This window comes from Candidatus Woesearchaeota archaeon (assembly GCA_018303405.1).
In the GTDB taxonomy this organism is placed as follows: Archaea; Nanobdellota; Nanobdellia; order Woesearchaeales; family JABMPP01; genus JAGVYD01.
The window spans coordinates 17,311-35,088 of sequence record JAGVYD010000006.1 but is presented as its reverse complement, the minus strand read 5'-3'; the positions used below and the strand labels follow the sequence as shown (position 1 = coordinate 35,088).

14 protein-coding genes and 2 tRNA genes are annotated in these 17,778 nt (G+C 47.2%); 8 read left to right on the top strand and 8 right to left on the bottom strand.

Features of this window, described 5'->3' with window-relative positions; translation table 11 throughout:
• Positions 1-186: 186 nt before the first annotated feature.
• Together J4227_01285 and J4227_01280 are read right to left on the bottom strand one after the other, a co-directional pair.
• Entirely contained in the window at positions 187-468 is a 282-nt protein-coding gene (locus J4227_01285) for a hypothetical protein (protein MBS3109143.1), read from the bottom strand.
• Positions 469-490: 22 nt separating this feature from the next.
• Positions 491-1,132, bottom strand: a complete 642-nt coding sequence (locus J4227_01280) for a protein-L-isoaspartate(D-aspartate) O-methyltransferase (GenBank protein MBS3109142.1) — start codon at positions 1,130-1,132, stop codon at positions 491-493.
• A 255-nt stretch (positions 1,133-1,387) separates the two neighbouring features.
• Here J4227_01280 and J4227_01275 point away from each other — a divergent pair, with 255 nt between their 5' ends.
• The 3 genes from J4227_01275 (at position 1,388) to J4227_01265 (ending at position 8,602) form a co-directional block, all read left to right on the top strand.
• On the top strand, positions 1,388-2,068 hold the full coding sequence (locus J4227_01275) for an HAD-IA family hydrolase (protein MBS3109141.1): 681 nt from the start codon (positions 1,388-1,390) through the stop codon (positions 2,066-2,068).
• A 111-nt stretch (positions 2,069-2,179) separates the two neighbouring features.
• Positions 2,180-8,266, top strand: coding sequence for a PGF-pre-PGF domain-containing protein (locus J4227_01270; protein MBS3109140.1), 6,087 nt, complete (start codon positions 2,180-2,182; stop codon positions 8,264-8,266).
• 141 nt (positions 8,267-8,407) lie between these two features.
• Positions 8,408-8,602, top strand: coding sequence for a cold shock domain-containing protein (locus tag J4227_01265; GenBank protein MBS3109139.1), 195 nt, complete (start codon positions 8,408-8,410; stop codon positions 8,600-8,602).
• A gap of 121 nt (positions 8,603-8,723) precedes the next feature.
• Here the strand turns inward: J4227_01265 and J4227_01260 are convergent.
• Positions 8,724-8,923, bottom strand: a tRNA-Ser gene (locus J4227_01260).
• 230 nt (positions 8,924-9,153) lie between these two features.
• Here J4227_01260 and J4227_01255 point away from each other — a divergent pair.
• A complete protein-coding gene (locus J4227_01255) occupies positions 9,154-10,038 on the top strand; it encodes a dienelactone hydrolase family protein (GenBank protein ID MBS3109138.1) in 885 nt (294 codons plus the stop codon).
• Positions 10,039-10,145: 107 nt separating this feature from the next.
• Entirely contained in the window at positions 10,146-10,580 is a 435-nt protein-coding gene (locus J4227_01250) for a hypothetical protein (protein ID MBS3109137.1), read from the top strand.
• A gap of 29 nt (positions 10,581-10,609) precedes the next feature.
• Here J4227_01250 and J4227_01245 read toward each other — a convergent pair whose 3' ends face one another.
• Positions 10,610-11,641: a hypothetical protein gene (locus J4227_01245; GenBank protein ID MBS3109136.1), complete on the bottom strand. Its 1,032-nt coding sequence runs from the start codon at positions 11,639-11,641 to the stop codon at positions 10,610-10,612.
• Between the two features lie 87 nt (positions 11,642-11,728).
• On the bottom strand, positions 11,729-11,938 hold the full coding sequence (locus tag J4227_01240; protein MBS3109135.1) for a hypothetical protein: 210 nt from the start codon (positions 11,936-11,938) through the stop codon (positions 11,729-11,731).
• A gap of 146 nt (positions 11,939-12,084) precedes the next feature.
• On the opposite strand from J4227_01240, the gene J4227_01235 reads away from it, so the two are divergent.
• A complete protein-coding gene (locus tag J4227_01235) occupies positions 12,085-13,158 on the top strand; it encodes a mechanosensitive ion channel family protein (GenBank protein ID MBS3109134.1) in 1,074 nt (357 codons plus the stop codon).
• Between the two features lie 267 nt (positions 13,159-13,425).
• Positions 13,426-14,292, top strand: a complete 867-nt coding sequence (locus tag J4227_01230; protein ID MBS3109133.1) for a site-specific integrase — start codon at positions 13,426-13,428, stop codon at positions 14,290-14,292.
• Between the two features lie 115 nt (positions 14,293-14,407).
• On the opposite strand, the gene J4227_01225 is transcribed toward J4227_01230, so the two are convergent.
• The 3 genes from J4227_01225 to J4227_01215 all read right to left on the bottom strand — a co-directional run bounded on the left by J4227_01225 (position 14,408) and on the right by J4227_01215 (position 16,489).
• Positions 14,408-14,505 (bottom strand) — tRNA-Met (locus J4227_01225).
• Between the two features lie 120 nt (positions 14,506-14,625).
• The gene (locus J4227_01220; protein MBS3109132.1) at positions 14,626-15,039 is read right to left on the bottom strand and encodes an HIT family protein; all 414 of its coding nucleotides are present in this window, start codon (positions 15,037-15,039) and stop codon (positions 14,626-14,628) included.
• A gap of 67 nt (positions 15,040-15,106) precedes the next feature.
• A complete protein-coding gene (locus J4227_01215; GenBank protein ID MBS3109131.1) occupies positions 15,107-16,489 on the bottom strand; it encodes a dihydrolipoyl dehydrogenase in 1,383 nt (460 codons plus the stop codon).
• 484 nt (positions 16,490-16,973) lie between these two features.
• Between J4227_01215 and J4227_01210 the strand changes: the two genes are divergently transcribed.
• The gene (locus J4227_01210) at positions 16,974-17,729 is read left to right on the top strand and encodes a hypothetical protein (GenBank protein MBS3109130.1); all 756 of its coding nucleotides are present in this window, start codon (positions 16,974-16,976) and stop codon (positions 17,727-17,729) included.
• Positions 17,730-17,778: the final 49 nt, after the last annotated feature.

Here is a 17,778-nt window from a genome sequence, read left to right as displayed (position 1 = left end):
GGCCCCATATGAGCTTGAATTACAAAACGCCAAAAGAAGTTTGGGACGAATTATGTAAAGCAGTTTCGTGATGTAAACCAGTTTCGGGATAACAGAGATGGAAAAACCCACCAAAAAATATTTATACTCATATTTCCAGATATTACTATAGTTTTGTGTATTTAGGGACTGCATTACAGGAGGGCGCTATACATAAAACTTAGCAAGCACGACCGGTTTGTCAGGGAACTGAGCGATAAGATCCGGGACAAATATGACTCTATTTCTCAGCATGTTGTCATCAAGGGCAGCAAGTGCAAGCTCGGCGAGATTGACATCGTTGCGCAGAAAGGCGCAACTATTGACCTTTATGAAGTCAAATGCAGCCACAGGATTGTCAAGGCCAAGCACCAAATCAAGAGGCTGAGAAAATACATACGCTTTGAAAACGGCTATTTTTACTGCGGAACATCTGGCTTGCTTTTTCATGTCTGAGATTTTGGGCAGGGCTTCAGGAATTCTCCAGCTCTTTTTCTGTCCTGAGCGGCACAAACTGGAAATAGCCCATGTCCTTTTCGCGGATGGCGCCTTTCTCTTTGACGACTTTTGCCATTTTTTGCCCAATGTAATGGCCAACAGGCGCCACTATTATCCCGCCCTCAACCAGCTGATCCACCCATTCTTTGTTCACACAATGGGTAGCTGCGGTCACAATTATCCTGTCAAAAGGAGCTTCCTCTGGATAGCCTATGCTGCCATCGGCCCTTATGATTTTGACATTCTTAAGCTGTGTGGTTTTCAGATTAGCCTTTGCCATGTGGATTAATTCGCTGAGAATTTCCAGGGAAAAAACCTTGCCTCTTGGCCCGACAAGCTGGCCCATTATCGCCGCGTTCCAGCCAGACCCGCAGCCTATTTCCAAGACCTTCATGCCGCCTTTTAGCTCAAGATACTCCAGCATAAGCGCCACTGTTGTCGGCTGGCTGATTGTCTGGCCGGCCATGGTTGGCAATGGATAGTCCCCATATGCCTCACTGAGGTATTCCTTTCTCACAAAATTCTCCCGCGGCACCCTCATTATTGCATCTATTATTGTTTTATCTATCCCGGTATCTTCAAGTTTCGCATACAGGAATTCCTTTTCCTCTGCCATTTTGCCAGAAAATGCCTTATGCTTTTCTTCGATACAATATATATTACATCCTATATTACATCCAAACTATTTTGCATACAAAAAAAGGAAATAACAATCCATATCTGCCCCAATACCACGCGCAAAGGCTTACAAGAATATAAAGGTGATGCCAAATGCTGCCTTTTTTGCCTGTGCAGGTGCACATATTAATCCCGGCAAATAATCGCGAAATTTATAAAGCATGCAAAATTCAGCAATATGTGATTAACCAAGATGGCAAAAGCTGTGATATTTGACCTGGATGATACTCTGATTGATTTTGTCGAAAGAAAGAATTTGGTTATCCGCGAATCTGTAAAGGCAATGATTGATGCAGGGCTCGACGAGGATTTTGAGGGGCTTCACAGGGATTTCTCAAAATTTTACTGGAAAAAGGGGATTGAGGACCAGAAAATCTTCCAGAAATTCCTCAGGACACGGTACGGCAAGGTCGATTACCGGATTCTTGCGCACGCTATCCTGGCATACCGCAAGGTAAATGCAGGCCTGTTGAGGCCATATCCAGGCGCCAAGGACCTTCTGATTTTTTTGCGCTCCTCGGGATACAAGCTCGCCATCCTTTCCGATGCGCCTAAGCTGGAGGCATACCTGAGGCTTTGTGCAGTTGGCTTTGATGAATATTTTGATGTGATATTGACGAAGGATGATGTCAGGGCAACAAAGCCGGACAAAAAAGGGTTTGTGCTCGCTTCAAAGAGGCTGAATGTCAGCCTGAAAAACTGCATAATGGTCGGCGACAGGGCGAGCCGGGACATTGCCGGCGCAAAAAAACTTGGCATGGTGGCAATTTATGCACGATATGGGAATTCCCTGGAGAAAAAATCCGACATTGCGCATTTCACAGCAAATTCCATAAGGGACATCAAAAAAATATTCTCTTCCATGAAATCTTAGGAAATTATCCCTTTTTAACAGTAAAATATTTATATAGGTTCGTAATAACGATTGTTTAAGGCTTAAACAAATTATTTTATGGGTTGGATTAACTGGTGAATTTGCTAGAAAATGAAGGATAACGGGACAAAAAGAGGCCTTTCGTACGCGGTCAGGACTGTTTTCTTTGCCATGCTCATAGCGATGCTGGCAATTATATCAGGCCAATCATCAGATGCCAGCAATTGCTATCTCTATGACCATGACGAATCCGGATGCGAATCGCAGGGCGATTGCCAGTGGAACAGCGACGGCTGGGGAACATGGTGCTCGCCTCTCGGATGCTGGAATTTCTTTACACAGACTGCGTGCCAAAACAGCACCAATTCAATAAGCAAGTCTTGCTCCTGGCAGAGCAGTGCATCGGGCTGGTGCGACCAAAAAAATTGCTGGAGCCTGTCCGCTTCAAATGCCTCAACATGCGAGAACAATTCAATCGGCAAGTCATGCGAGTGGAGAAACAGGTGCGAGGGGCCGCCGGAAAAGCAATGCTATAATTTTGCAGACCAGTCGAGCTGCCAGGCCGTTGCGGGCTGCAACTGGGGCCAATGCGCGCCAATGGACTGCGGCAGCCAAACAACCTCAGCCACATGCACGGCAGCCCAGGGCCAGAATAACCGCGCATGCAAATGGAATACGCAATACAGCTATTGCTATGAAAGCAATTGCGCAGATTTCACAAATCTTAGTGGCTGCAACTCCGGCCTCGGAGGCGCATGCACATGGAGCAGCGGCTATTGCTCAAACAAGTGGTGCTCTGACTTCAGCTACAAGAATGCGTCAGCCTGCGTCAACAATACTGCAAACCTTAGCTGCAGCTGGGATGGGGTATTCTGCAACCAAAAAGGATGCTATAACTATAACAATGAAAACAATTGCAACGGCGATTCATCATGCTCATGGTTCTCATCAAGCGGCGGCTGGTGCCAGGAAGCAGGCTGCTGGAATTATGACAACATGTCACTTTCCGGAAATGCAAATGAAAGCGCATGTGTAAACAATACTGCAAATATTTCCTGCGTCTGGGAAAATAATGGCGGATGGTGCTATGAAAATGTAAGCGCCAAGTCATGCGGCGACCTGACAACAACAAAGGACTGCGCTGACACATTCTATTGCCTTTGGAATTTCAGCAGCTCAACCTGCCAGGAGCCGGCCGGCGGTTATGTAAGCGATTTTGTTGAATGGAATCCAGGCTGCTATATCTTTGACTCGAATGAAAGCAGCTGCACAAACACTTCAGGCTGCTACTGGACCGGGAACTCGTGCATGACAAATAATACCCTTATCCCAACTGGCCAGCTGAGCTGCGACCGGATTAACCAATCCACCCTCTGCAATGATATTGCCGCTTTTAGCACATGCTGCAAGTGGCAGGGATCAAGCTGCACCTCAGATAAATTCAGCCAATCATGCTTCAATGACATTGATGAGCTTCCCGAGGGGGCAGAATTTTGTGAGGATTACAACAGCTACACTGACCAGACTCTGTGCAGCCAGATTTCAGGCGCGCCGTGGTACATGCCATGCCGCTGGAATAATGTGACAACCCGCTGTGAAGTCAAGTTTGACAACATCTTTTCAGAAGGCAAGCAAAATCTCATGTTCATTGACAACAAGCAGAACTGCGAGTTTGCCAGCGGAAAATGGGTCACTGAAAGCTATTGCGAAGGCAGCGTTGCAGTCCCGACGGGCAGGTGTGAATTCAAGTTTGACGAGGAAACAAACTGCAACAAGGCTTGCTATGCATGCGACTTCCAGAGCGACCGGACAAACTGGTCAAGCCTGAGCGATGCGAGGGATGCATGCATTGGCTCAAAGCTCGGATTTTGCAGCTTCACCGAGGACTTATCAGCGCCCAACACTTACGGCTCCTGCACAGTGAGGGAAGAGTTCAAGAAAGGCATTGCGTCCGGGACATGCGAAACTGACTGCGGCTCATGCACATTCATGGGTGATCCCACTGCTTCGGACTCATCCAAGCGCCCATCGTATTATTGCAAGAACAGCAAAAAAGGCTGCAAATGGGTTCCTGACCTTGTCTCGCCAACAGATGAATCCAAGGGTCGATGCGCCCCAACTGCGGAAAAATCATGCGAGGACAAGTGTGACCAGTGCTATGATGAGGGAATTTGCACAACTTATGGCGCCAAGAAAGGCGATACAAACCTGGACGCCCAATGCTCCTGGGATTCAGCCTCAAAAATCTGCAAGCCAAAAAGCGGGGCCGGTGAATATGAGTTATGCTGGGATGGGATAGACAATAATAATGACAACAAGATAGACTGCGCAGACTCAATGTGCTTCTCTGATCCATTCTGCGGCGGAGGATTCATTGGAGGGGGCAACCAAAACTGTTTCGGATACTCTGATAATGCATCATGCACATCAGCCAATTGCTCATGGGTCAGCGAAAACTGGGGTAGCTGGTGCGATGTGCCAGGGGCAAATTGCTGGAAGCTGGATGGCACGAATGAATCCACATGCACTGGAGAGGGCTGCGAATGGCACTCAGGCGGCGGGGGATTCTGCGAGGATGACTGGGAATCAGAGGAATTCGATGCCTGCCTTGGGATGAACTCAACATCATGCTCAGGAAATTGCACATGGAATGTCGACAAATTCTGCCAGGAAAAAGGGGGATGGTGCGAAACTGACCCATCCTATTCTGGAAACTGGGTGGACTGCTGGAACAATTATCCAGACAAGAGCACTTCAGCTGCCTGTGACGCCCATGCGGCCTGCAGGTGGCAGGAAGACCAGTGGTGCGCAGGCCAGGGCGATAATGCAGGCTGGTGTGACCATATGAAATTTTCATGCTGGCAATACTCAAACCAGACTACCTGCACAAACGGCACAAATTCCCTGTGGTGCCAGTGGAACCAAAATGAATGGGGCGGCTTCTGTGAGGGCATACAATCCGGGGAAAATTCATGCTTCAACAAGTATAATGAGTCAGGCTGCACAGCATCCGGATGCAGCTGGGTATCAGGGCTCTGCGACCCGCCTGGCTTCGGGTCTGACTTTATCAGCGGCTTTGGCGGCGAGGGGGGAGGATTTGGCGAAGGCAATGCAGCGTCAGGAAGTGGCTTTACATGCTTCAAATTCAATGGGAATCAGTCTGCCTGCGAGAGCAATGCGGGCTGCACTTATTTCCAGGAGAGCAGTGGATTCTGCGACGGCGACAACAGCAATAATTGCCCGCAGTTCAGCTACAACCAGACAATATGCCTGCAAAACCCGCTTTGCACCTGGGAAAATCCAAGCGGAATGCCAGGACAGGGATTCTGCGGCCGGAAAATTTTTGAATGCTTTTCCAATTTCACTCTTTCAACAAATGAGACGCTTTGCAATGCAACACCGCACTGCAGGTGGGACCCACAATTCGGAGGGTGCCAGCCGGCTTGCTTTGGCCCCAGTGTTACACAAGAGACCTGTGGCGGAATCAATGTAAGCGTTAACTCCTCGTTGAATGTCAGCGGCTGTGTGTGGGTATCCGGATGGTGTGAGTCAGCGATGACTGCCCAGTTCTTCAAGAATATGGAAGGCGGGGAGCCTGTCCCGCTGGGAATGGATGCGCCTGGAGATGCCGGGCCTGACGAGGTTGACATAGTTGGCTTTGGCCTCAAGGACATGGGAAATGCATTTGGCTTTGGCACCCGCGTCGTCGACGTGACAAATGCCGCCATGTGCAACGGAATAAAACTGCAGAGCGGGGCATCAGGCACTGGAAAGAACACGACCAAATTTTACTGGTACCTTGATACTGATGAGAATCGCACAAACAATTGCGCATTGCAGCACAATTCAACAGCAACAGGATATGAATTTTACCTAAAATACACGGCATCCTACAACTCGCAAACAAGCTCAGTGTCCGAGTCATACAATGCATACAGGTGCTCAGCCGGTGCTTTCACAGCAGCTGAAATCAAGCTGTCAGGGTTCAGGCAGAAGATGTGCACTGAAATTAACGGCGGCATGATTGCCATTGACAAGGTGGACCTTGAAAAATATCCATCACTATACTCAACAGGCGTAGACTTCAGGGTCTATGTCGCCACTTCCAATAATTCTGGCAATGTCACAAATCCAACAGATACTGCATCACCTGGCTTTGCAACACAGGGCTCAGTGGACTTTGACCTGGATAAGCTTGACCTGTTCATGTACACAGCCAATGGCTCAAATAACTATGGCATGGATGATGCAAACAAGGGATATGTCGAATATGATGCAGACTGCTGGTCTGAAGGGGGCTGCGGCGATTATTCATGCTACAACCATCCATATTGCGTAGCCAATTCATTTGGCGTGCATGACCCTGATTTCGAGGACACAAGGACGCCCAAAATAATTGCCATTAGCAAGGAAATGTATCCTGACAGCGCACTGGTTAATTACTTCACGGACAAGCCTGCCAACGGAACACTGAAATTTTATGGCGAGGATTCAACCTGCAGCTCCGGAAACCTGAACGCGTCTATTTTTGACGCCGGCATTTACAGCGACGATGTCAGGAATTACAAGCTATGGCACGTGGCTGAAATATACAACGATGGCGGGGTCCATTCATTGGCCAGCCCGCTAAACTCAGACACCAAATATTATTTCAAGCTTGAGTTTTGCGACGATGCCGGAAAGTGCGGAATAAGCAAGTGCTCATCATTTACAACTGAATCAGGCTCAAGCTGTGCGTTCTGCAACTTTGTGACAAAGCTGGTTGTCCCGTCGGCCTGGAATGTCAGCTATGACCTGGACCAGGATGGAACTTACGAACATGTGCAGGGCAGCGTCTGCGGGCCAAATGCAGGGATGAAGACAAATTACAGCACTGGCAGAAAGGCCAATATAAAATTAAGGACAAATGACAATACAAGCTATTTTGAATTTTTCAATGCCCAACTCACAAAAACCGGCTTAAGCTCCAAGATTAGGGAAATCGACGATGTCAGCGCCCTGGGCACTGGAACCAATACCACATCCGGAGGCCTGACAATAGGGTATGTCGGAATGCTCACATCAACACGCGACAAGATCATCAACAACCTGCATCCTCAGCAATGCTATGTCAAGATACCGGGCGATGGGACATGCTCTGAGCTCTGGCATTGCAGTGACAGCCAGACAGCCTGCATCAACAGGACAGCTGAGGCATTGCTGAACAAGACTGGCTCAGACTACTGCATCTGGAAAATACCATACTGCGAGTTTTCAGTCTGGGCAGGAGGGGAGCCATCAGCGCCCAGCAGCTCTTCGTCAAGCTCATCATCCAGCAGCTCATCCAGCTCCAGCGGTGGCGGAGGAGGCGGAGGTGGTGGCGGAGGAGGCGAAACCACTACAGTCACAAGGCAGTGGGATACAATCCCTGCGGGCTCAAGCATGACTTTTTCAATCAGCAATTCACTGGTTCCGGCATCAAAAATCCTGTTCACAGTCCTGTCAACAGCAACAAAGGCTGAAATCAGCCTGACCGCGCTTGACACAAAGCCAGGCAGCGTCGGTGATTTGCTTTCCTCATCATACCCGAAAATATACAAATACCTTTCCATAATCAAAACAAACCTTGTTGATTCCTCGCTCATCAATGTCCAGGTCGAGTTCAAGATTACAAAATCATGGCTGACGGCAAATGGCTACACTGAAGCGCAAATCGTGCTGCTGAGATGGGATGAAAATGCCTGGCAGGAGCTTCCAACAAGGAAAATCGGCTCAGATGCGGAAACCCTGACCTACTCTGCAGCAACACCTGGATTTAGCTATTTTGCAATCGGCGTCAAGGCTTTGGCTGAGGAGCCTCCGGCTGTGCAGGACACAACTCTGCCCACAGGGGAAGTCACGTCAGAGCAAACAGATGATGCTGCTTCAGGCCAGCAGGCCGCAACAGCCCAGGATGCGCAGCCTGAATCCACTGATGCTTCTCAGGACACTGCAGGAGCAGGCACTGATGAAGGGGCAAAGAAGAGCGGCGGAGCATTGACATGGGTGCTGCTCCTCGCAATTGTTGCCGTGGTTGGCGGGATAATCTATTACATGAACTGGCACAAGGGAGGGGGCCAGGGCGGACTTGCACACCATGGCGAGCCAGGGCACGCCGAGCACCATGCACAACAGGCAGAATCCCACGCACATCAGTCAAATGACAGCTATATAAAATAAGGCATGTTTCCACATATAAACTCATGAAAGCCATGAATTTCTCATTATTTTCCGCCAAATAAAGCAGGGATTTAAAAGGAGAAGGCTTTTTTATGGTCAAAGCAAGCATTACATAAGTAAAGTTTTGCAGAAGGTGTAAAAATGAAAGGAAAAGTGAAGTTTTTTAACATAGGGAAGGGATTTGGGTTCATTTCCGCAGAGGACGGAAAGGACTATTTTGTGCATCAGACAGCGTTGGGTGCAGGCGTCAGCCTGAAGGAAAACGACTCGGTTGAATTTGATGTCGAGCAGGGAGAAAGGGGCCCAAAGGCAGTCAATGTGAAGATGTCGGATTAAGGATACCAACCCTGTAATTCCGTGGCAATATCAGAACCATTTGCATATTGCAGGTTTTATTTCTTTATTTTGATTTATTTTTGAACATTCATAGATGAAAGTTCACAGATGATAATTAATACGCCACGGCCAGGATTTGAACCTGGAATGCCTTGCGGCATCGGTTTGCTCTAACCAGCATTCTTCACTTCATATTCACGTTCGCGACTTGTAAAATACAAATAGCGGGCACTGCGGGATTTCCGAAGGAATATCCCGCATCTGTGTGCAGTGAGGCCAGCTCTTCGAGACCGACGCAATACCGGATTATGCGACCGTGGCAATATAAGCATGAAATAAGCAGTTGGTTTTAATGTTTTGCGAAGCAAAACCCGTGCATGGAATGCACGACTCTTTTGGGTTCTATCCTTTTCTCTAGAGAAAAGGACAGCCGTTGATTGTGCGACCGTGGCGCAGATGTTATAACAACTGAGCAACATTCTCAATTTAAAACCCTTTTCTAAAGACTATTCAGGCATAATTTTATAAATAATGAACAATTGTTAATGCCAATGGCATCAAAAAATAATCCTTCTTTATCTGTCTTTCTGATTTTAATTTTGGCAGTAATTCTGACGGCCTGTGCAGCACAGCCGGCCACTACAGAAAATGCCAAGGAATCAGCAGCAGGTGCCAACCAGGTAGCCGATGCGGCAGAGCCAGGCCAATCCACAAACGCTGACTTAACGCGCAGCGAGGATAGTGCTGGTATGGAAATAATGGCAGGCGAAACAGCCTATTACCTTACAACTGATGGATACCTCGCAAGGCCGGCCGCAGAGGGCAAGTATCCGGCTGTAATCATGATCCATGAATGGTGGGGCCTGAATGACAATATCCGCGACATGGCAAGGCAATTGGCAGCAGAAGGCTATGTTGTCCTTGCGGTGGACTTGTACAATGGCCAGGTCGCCCAAAATTCATCAATTGCAGGCCAGCTTGCCGGCGCGGTCAGGCAGGACACAGAGCCTGCCCTCGAGAACATGAAGGCAGCAGTGAATTTCCTGAAGGCCCGCGATGATGTCATTCCTGATAAAATTGCCTCAATGGGCTGGTGCTTTGGCGGCGGCATGTCGCTTCAGCTTGCCTTGACTGGCACGCCTTTGGCAGCCACAATAATCTATTACGGCAGCCTTGAGACAGACCCTGAAAAGCTGGCAGCAATTAAACAGCCAGTCCTGGGAATATTTGGCGACCAGGACACCGGCATACCTGTAGCAACAGTCCTGGAATTCAACTCAACATTGGGCTCAATCGGTGTGCCGAGGGACATCTATATTTACCCCGGTGTCGGGCATGCTTTCGCAAACCCGTCAGGCGCAAATTATGCCCCTGAAGAAACCATGGATGCCTGGCAGAAAACCCTTGATTTCCTCGCAAGGAACCTGAAGCAATAATCTCATATACTTCCTTCTCCTCATAAAACCCCTTCTCTCTTGTTCGCCCACTGGACACAAGACAATTTCCCGCAATCCTTTAATAATTTTTTATCCATGCGTCAGGCATGAAGAAACTCAGGGTCAGGGCAAGGGATGGCCACGTCTGCGACAGCTACGAGGAAGCTGCTGTTGATGATTTCCTTTACCAGAATGGCATTGAGCACAAGAAAGTCCTTCGCCGATGGGCGCTATCGCAGTATTTCTACAGGAACAGCTACTCTTACCCTGACTGGATTATCCACGGCGAATTTGTCGAATATCTTGGCCTTGCAGGCGTGCCAGGCTATGACAGGAAAGTTGCCAGGAAAATCAACGGGGCAAGGCCGGGCAAAAGCTACCATTTCCTTCTGCCCTACAAGAAAGTCTTCGGCAGCAATTGCCAAATCATACATGTCAGCAAAAAAGGCATGGCAACCATACATTTGACAGATTTCAGGACATACCTGCTCAAGCGCTTTAGGAAGTATGCAAATGAGAGCATCTACAGTTACATTGAATAATCAATGGTGAAAAAACAGGCAAGAAATCATCATGGCACAGCGCAGTGATTGTCTGTCCTGCATACTCCATAAGTGCATTGTATATCCTGTGTGCAGTAATTCTTCTCTATTTGGACGATGTTGCAATAGTCATTCGCCTCTGCAGGCACGCCATCGCCGTCAAAGTCATATTCAATTAATATGACGCCCTGGTCTGCGAATGTCTTGCCGAGCCTATAAAATATGTAGCGGTCGGACACAAAAGTCTCTATGGCGCTTGTTTCAGACTCATCGTCTATTTCTATGGGATAAATGCCTGTAATGAATGTCTGGTAAGCGTCGTCAATATAATATGGCAGGATGTGATAGACGCTGAGGTTCTCAAGCTCGTGGTTATATCCAATGAGCACCTGCATTTTTTTCCTGTCATCTGAAACTACGCACCGGGCAGGCAAAAGGCCTGGCAGGGCAGCCTTATAATTGTCCTGCACAACTGTATCCTTTAACCCCGTAGATGCTGAAACAGCCTGTTGGATGTTGGCAGGCAGGGTGCTTTCCTGGCCAAATGCCGATTCAATGCCATTGCACGGGCTTTTGCCCGCAGTGGCGTCCTTGATGTCAGTTCCGCCCTTGCTCCCTGTCAGCAGGATTCTTATCCCGCCGCCTATTGATTTGGCGCAGGTAAAATGCGGGAATGACATGTCCAGCTTTGTCTTAATCGCATACACCAGCTCATTTTGCTTGTAAAAGAACATGTTATTGCCCTGGCCTTCCCTGATGCTTGACTGTATTTCAGGATAGCTGCTGAACATTTCTGGAAGGACCTGCGGCAGGTCCACAAAATAAGCCCGGTCAATGCCGCATGCCGAGGCAAAAGTTTTCTCCTCGGTATTTCCAACCCTGTTTGCCAGGGCCTCGATGGATTCAGTCAGGTCAAGTGACGCCGCTTTCAGCTCGGCCTGGCAGCTGCTGTCCAGAAAATTCCCAATCATCTTGACGCCAAACGCCAAAATGACGACTGCGATAATGACAACAAGGGCATATATTATTATATGGCTGTTGACCTCGCCTTTTTTATCCATGCGCCAGAAATCTCTCTCATGTTTTTATGTTTTTTCCTTCTGTTGAATGCGCAGAATTTATGCGGGAATCAAATTAAACAAAAAAAATCATCGTTTTTTGCTCATCTCAAATCTCATCTTTATGGCCTTATCGCTGTTCACGACATAGCCTAAAATCCCGGCCAGGGCGATAAGGATGCCGAATTTCTGTTCAGCAAACACCAGAAAAATTCCGATGATCACAATCCAAAGGCTCCACTTCTTTGCATTATCATAATTGGCTATCTTGCTTTCCATCTCTGACTTTGTGAGTTCCATCATCTCACCTCTTTTATATACTAAATCTCATCCAGCCTATTTAAATTTTTTTAATTTTGGCCTTAGGCAGCAGCCCGAAGATGCATGTTTCAACAGCAAGCACAAGCTTTTTATAATATTATTTTAACCATTTAACGTGAAATGACATGGCTATTGATTATCAGGCATTAACGCCATACCTGGAAACAAATTATTTTGGGAACACAGGATATGAGCTTGCGCATTCCCTGCTGCTCTTCATCGGGCTATTCATAATTCTAAAAATCTTTAAAGTTTATGGGTTGAAAATATTGCACAAATTTGCCAAGAAGAGCAAAAACAGCATCGACGACATCCTGATTGAGTTCATTGACCACATAAACTGGTTCTTTTATGTTTATCTTTCATATTATATGGCGTCACGGCCGCTTGCCCTGCCTGGCTTGGCCCATCATATTTCAAACTGGATTGGCCTGGCCGCGCTTGTTTACTACGGCATAAAATTTGTGCAGACAATAATTGATGTAATTGCGCAGAAGCAGATTGAAAAAAGGCAGAAAGAGGATAAGACCGATGACGCTTCCTTTATCAGTGTTATTGCAAAAATTGTCAAGGCCATTGTCTGGGTCATTGCCCTACTCATGGTTCTGTCAAATATGGGTGTCAATATCACCTCGCTGATTGCAGGGCTTGGCGTCGGAGGCATTGCAATCGCCTTTGCGCTGCAGAATGTTCTTGAGGACCTTTTCAGCTCCTTCACAATCTATTTCGACAAGCCATTCAAAGTCGGGGATTTCATAGTCATCGGGGCTGACAGTGGCACTGTCAAGCATATCGGGATAAAGAGCACCAGGATTGAGACTTTGCAGGGCCAGGAGCTTATAGTTTCCAACAGGGAGCTTACCAACACCCGGGTAAACAACTACAAGCGCATGGAGAAGCGCAGGATTGTAAACACAATCGGAGTGGAATATGGCACCTCCCTTAAGCAGCTTAAGGAAATCAATGCAATTGTTGGGCGGATATTCAAGAAAGTTAAAAATGCAGACCTGGACAGGGTGCACTTCAAGGCATTTGGTGACTTTAGCCTGATTTTTGAAATAGTATTCTATGTCAAGGATAGCGAATATCTGACATACATGGACACCCAGCAGGAAATTAATTACGAAATCAAGAGGGAATTCGAGAAGGCTGGGATAAGCATGGCATTCCCGACCCAGACAATACATTTGAAGAAGTGATATTTTTGTTTTTTCGTCAATCACTCGCGACCACAGCCGGTCACAGGCCGGCTGCATGCCCGCTCACTTCGTTCGCCCGGGTCGCTCGTTCAGACCCTGCATTTTCCACTTTCTGGAACGCCTAATGGTTTTTTGCCACCAGCCATGGACTGGTGGAAAATGCAGATTTTACTCTTTTCGCTTCAGCCCTATTTCGTAAGTCAATTGACTATTTTATAGTGGTGACTTTTAGGAAAGATTTAAAAAGTTAGGACAATGGCAATTCTCATGGTCAGGACAGATTATTCACGGGAATTGAAGGCTTACAAGAATAATTACAGTGAAGTTTCACTGTTGACCTATTCCAAGACCATGGCTCTGTTTGAGAAAGTCATGGGCAAGCCTGTCAATGCGGCAACCAAGGGAGACTTGCTGAATTTTCTCGACCCCGCTGTCAGGCCGGGCCTGTCAAACAACACCAGGCGCCAGCATTACAAGGCATTATTCTCATATTTTGCAGGCAGGGAGGTTATTGATGGAATTCCAAACCCTCTTAAGGATATCAGCAAGCAAATGGCAGGCGTGACAGCGCCAGCAGCAAATGCCGTCACATCCGGCACGCCAAAGCTGGAAAAGCTGTTGGAGTTTTACAGGCCTGAGTCATTGGCAGATCCGTTGCAGGCCAGGGATTACATTGCTGTCGGCCTATTGTATTACACCGGAATAATCCCGCGGGAGTTGATGCGCATAACAAAGGAAGACCTCGACTTTAGCGAGAAAAATCCGCAGGTGACAATCCTGGCTTCTTCTGGAAAGAAAAGGCCAATCCCGCTCAACAAGAAATTTGTCCACGAGGCTAGGCAATACCTTGATGTCTGGGAACGGAACAGGGAGGCCGAATCAGACTACATATTCACTAGGTCCAATAAATCTGATAAGCTGAATGTCATATGGCTCCAGCGCCTTCTCCAGCAGTTCCCGACAACAACTGTGGAAATCCGCAGGGACTTTGGCTGGCGGGCAAGGAACGCGGGCATGCCGCTGGAAGAACTGGCAAGGATAATGAACCTGAAGCCGAAGCATGCAATCAACATGTACGGCCATATAAAGCCAGACCTTTCACACATCAGCAGGCAGGTAATTGATTCGTTGTAGAAAATTCCATAATCTTTTGTGCCTTTGGAAAGACTACCATTCAAATGATTTGCGTAGCAAATCGTTTTTCCGGAGGAAAAACATTTTTGGATGATAGCCTTTTCCTAAAAGGCTATGCGGGTACCGAGATTTGAACTCGGGACTTTCGGCTTGCCCAAAATGAATATCTCATTTTATGAGACCGACACTCTAACCAAGCTGAGTTATACCCGCAGCTGACACCCGGATTAGTATTGCGGGTATTTCGCCTTGCTCAATACCCAAAACTCCATGCCAACTTGGCCTGGTAAATTCATGACTTAAGAGAAATGGTCCTTATAAAAAGCTTTTTACTTACCAGCCTTTCTTTATCTTCCTTGTGAATTCATCCAGCTCGCCGCTGTCATAGCTGATATGCGGCCAGTCGAGCTTGAACCTGTCGCTGTTGTACCTTGGAATAATGTGAACATGCGCATGCGGGATAAGCTGCCCTGCCGCGAAATGGTTGTTCTGCAGGCAATTGTATCCGTCCGGATTCAATGTCTTGACCATTGCTTTGATGGCCTTTTGCTCTATAAGAATGAGGCCAGTAGCTGCTTTTTCTGGCATTTCCTCGAGGCTGAGGTAATGCTTTTTTGGGATAACGAGCAGGTGCCCTTTATTGGCAGGCATAATGTCCAGGAAAACCAGGTAGTTCTTGTCTTCATAAACTTTAGAGGCCGGGATTTCTCCCTTTGCTATTTTGCAAAATACGCAATCATCAGCCATAACATCACCTTTTTTTCAATGAATCACAGGAAAGTCTTTATTCTTAAATTTTTCGGCGCAGGATGAATTACATGGGCAAATTGTTGAATGCCCTCTGCACAACTTCAGACAGTGCTGGATGGGCATGCACTGCCTTGCGGATAGCATTTACTGTCCCATTGTTTTGCATGGCGACCACTACTTCATGGATTAGCGTCGAGGCTTCAGGCCCTATAATATGGCAGCCTAAAATCATCCCGGTTTTTTTGGCAGCAATGACTTTCACAAAACCGCCCGCCTCCATCATCGCGGCACCCATTGCAGTTCTCCTGTATTCATATCTTCCCGCAACATAATCTATCTTTTTTGCTTTCGCATCATTCTCAGTCATGCCTACCCCTGCCACTTGCGGCGAGGAGAAAACGGCATGCGGCATTGCAGTGTAATCAACTTTCTGCTCATGGCCAGGATGGTACGCATTATGGAATGCAAATTGTGCTTCAAGATTGGCAGAATGCTTAAACAGGTAAATGCCTGCAATATCCCCTATGGCCCAGATCCCCGGCACATTGGTCTGCATATATCCATCCACTTTGATGTACCCGTGATTATTGGTGGCTATGCCGGACTTGGCGACATCAAGGAGGTCGGAATTGGGCACCCTCCCGACAGCAACGAGCAGCTTTTCAGCCTGGAGGGTCTTTGACTTTCCATTAGCAACATTCTTCGCCCTCAGGAAAATCCCCTGCTTTGTTTTACCCACCTTAATCCCTTTATATCCGAGTAAAAGCTTATGCTTGCCAGAGAAAGCCTTTGTAAATGCCCTTGAAATCTCCTCATCCTCTGCCCCCAGCATCCTGTCAGTCATTTCCACAATGCTTATTCTTGTCCCGAAACTGCCAAAGAAATGGGCAAGCTCAGCAGCAATGTATCCTCCTCCCAGGATTACCATTGATTTCGGGATTTTTTTCAGGCGCAAGGCTTCCGTGCTTGTCAAGAAAGGTGTATCCTCAATCCCCGGGATGGGCAATATCAATGGCCTTGTGCCGGCCCCTATGAATATTTTATCAGCAGTAATTGTCTCGTTGCCCACCTGGACTATTTTTTTCCCGATAAATTTTGCCCTTTTCTTGTAAAGCGTGAAATTCTTTTCTGCACGAATCCCTTTTTCAATTTCCCATGCATCGCTGTCAACCAGGGAATTGACTCTCTTTGCAATTCTTGAATAATTTGCCTTTGCCTGGCCAACTTTTATGCCAAGCTTTTTTGCATTGGCTATTGTTTCCATCACATCAGCCACATGTATGAACATCTTGCTCGGTATGCAGCCCCTGTTGAGGCAGGTCCCTCCTAGTGGGCCTTCTTCTATTATTGCCACCTTTTTTCCCAGTCCATAGATTTCATCAGCAATATTCAGGCAGGAGCCACCGCCAATGACTATCGCATCAAACCTTTTGGCATTGTTAACCATTGTTATTGTTTCTGGATACCTAATCATATTTATAATTTGCGAGAACACGCTACTTTCAAATAGAATTTAAGAATAATAAAAAAAATATCAGCAAAATTCGCACGCATGCTTATTGGAGTTTTCCTTGGACTCCTTCTCCTTGCCTGATTTCTTTTTTTTATCCATCTTGCCATCCTCCTTATAAATACTAATCTGTATATTAGTATACATATTTATATACTACTTATATTTAAACTTTTCGATTTCAGCCGGCTTTGCCCGAAAACTCGCCTTCCGGCTCGGTTTGGGCATCTGCTCAGCATTGCAGCTTCTCGTGCATTGCCTTTTTCTCCTCTGCAACCCCGAAAAATGCTTAACTCATCCAGGGATGGGCTTCGCAAAACTGATGCCCAAACTCACTTTTCGGGCAAAGCTGATTTCAGCCGAAAATTATTTATATACTCCCCGGCAAGGATTCAATATGCAATTTCGTGGCCATAAACACATGCTTTTGGGCTTTGTTCTTTTGATATTGTTGCCTCTGGCATATGCACAGGAGGAAGAGGCTAAAGCTGCCGGAATGTCAGACAGGTTCTGGGATATTGTCAGGCAACTGCCCAATTTCCAGCTGAAAATGGAGTATCTCGGCCAAAACCTTGTCCTGCCCAACTTTGGCTGGATAACCCTTGTTTCCTTAGTTATATTGGCTGCCTTGCTCGTCATCTTCAGGAACCACTATTTTCCGCAGGGCAAAATCGCCTGGAACCCAGTGCTCACCCTGGCAATATTCTTTGCAGTAATCCTTGGGCTGCTGTTCAGTGTCTTCACATTCTATTCTGAGGGAGGGGAAAGCGGCATAGTTGTCTGCAAGACACCTGAGGAATGCACAATAGCCATGCATGTCCATGCGGACATTGCTGTCCACCTTTGCGGGGAAGATGTGAGTTTCCCCCTTGAAACCGGCCTGTTAAGCATGGCGCATACCCACAAGGAAAGGAACCTGATACATTGGCATGATGTCGAGCCTGTTGACCCGGCAACCGAAGCAATGATGGACCCATCTGAGCTGACGCTTAAGGCATTTTTTGAACAAATGGAGATGAGGTTTGCAGATGGCTGCATAGGCGATTACTGCAATGGCGATGCCTGTCCAGGCGGGGCAGCAGGGGCAATCAAAATGTCTGTCAATGGCGTTCCAAGCGAGGAATACGAGAATTATGTCTGGAAAGACGGGGATGAGATTGAGATTGAGTTTGGCTAATCCCCTTATAACTCCCTATAACAAATTTTATATACTCTTCCTGCAAATT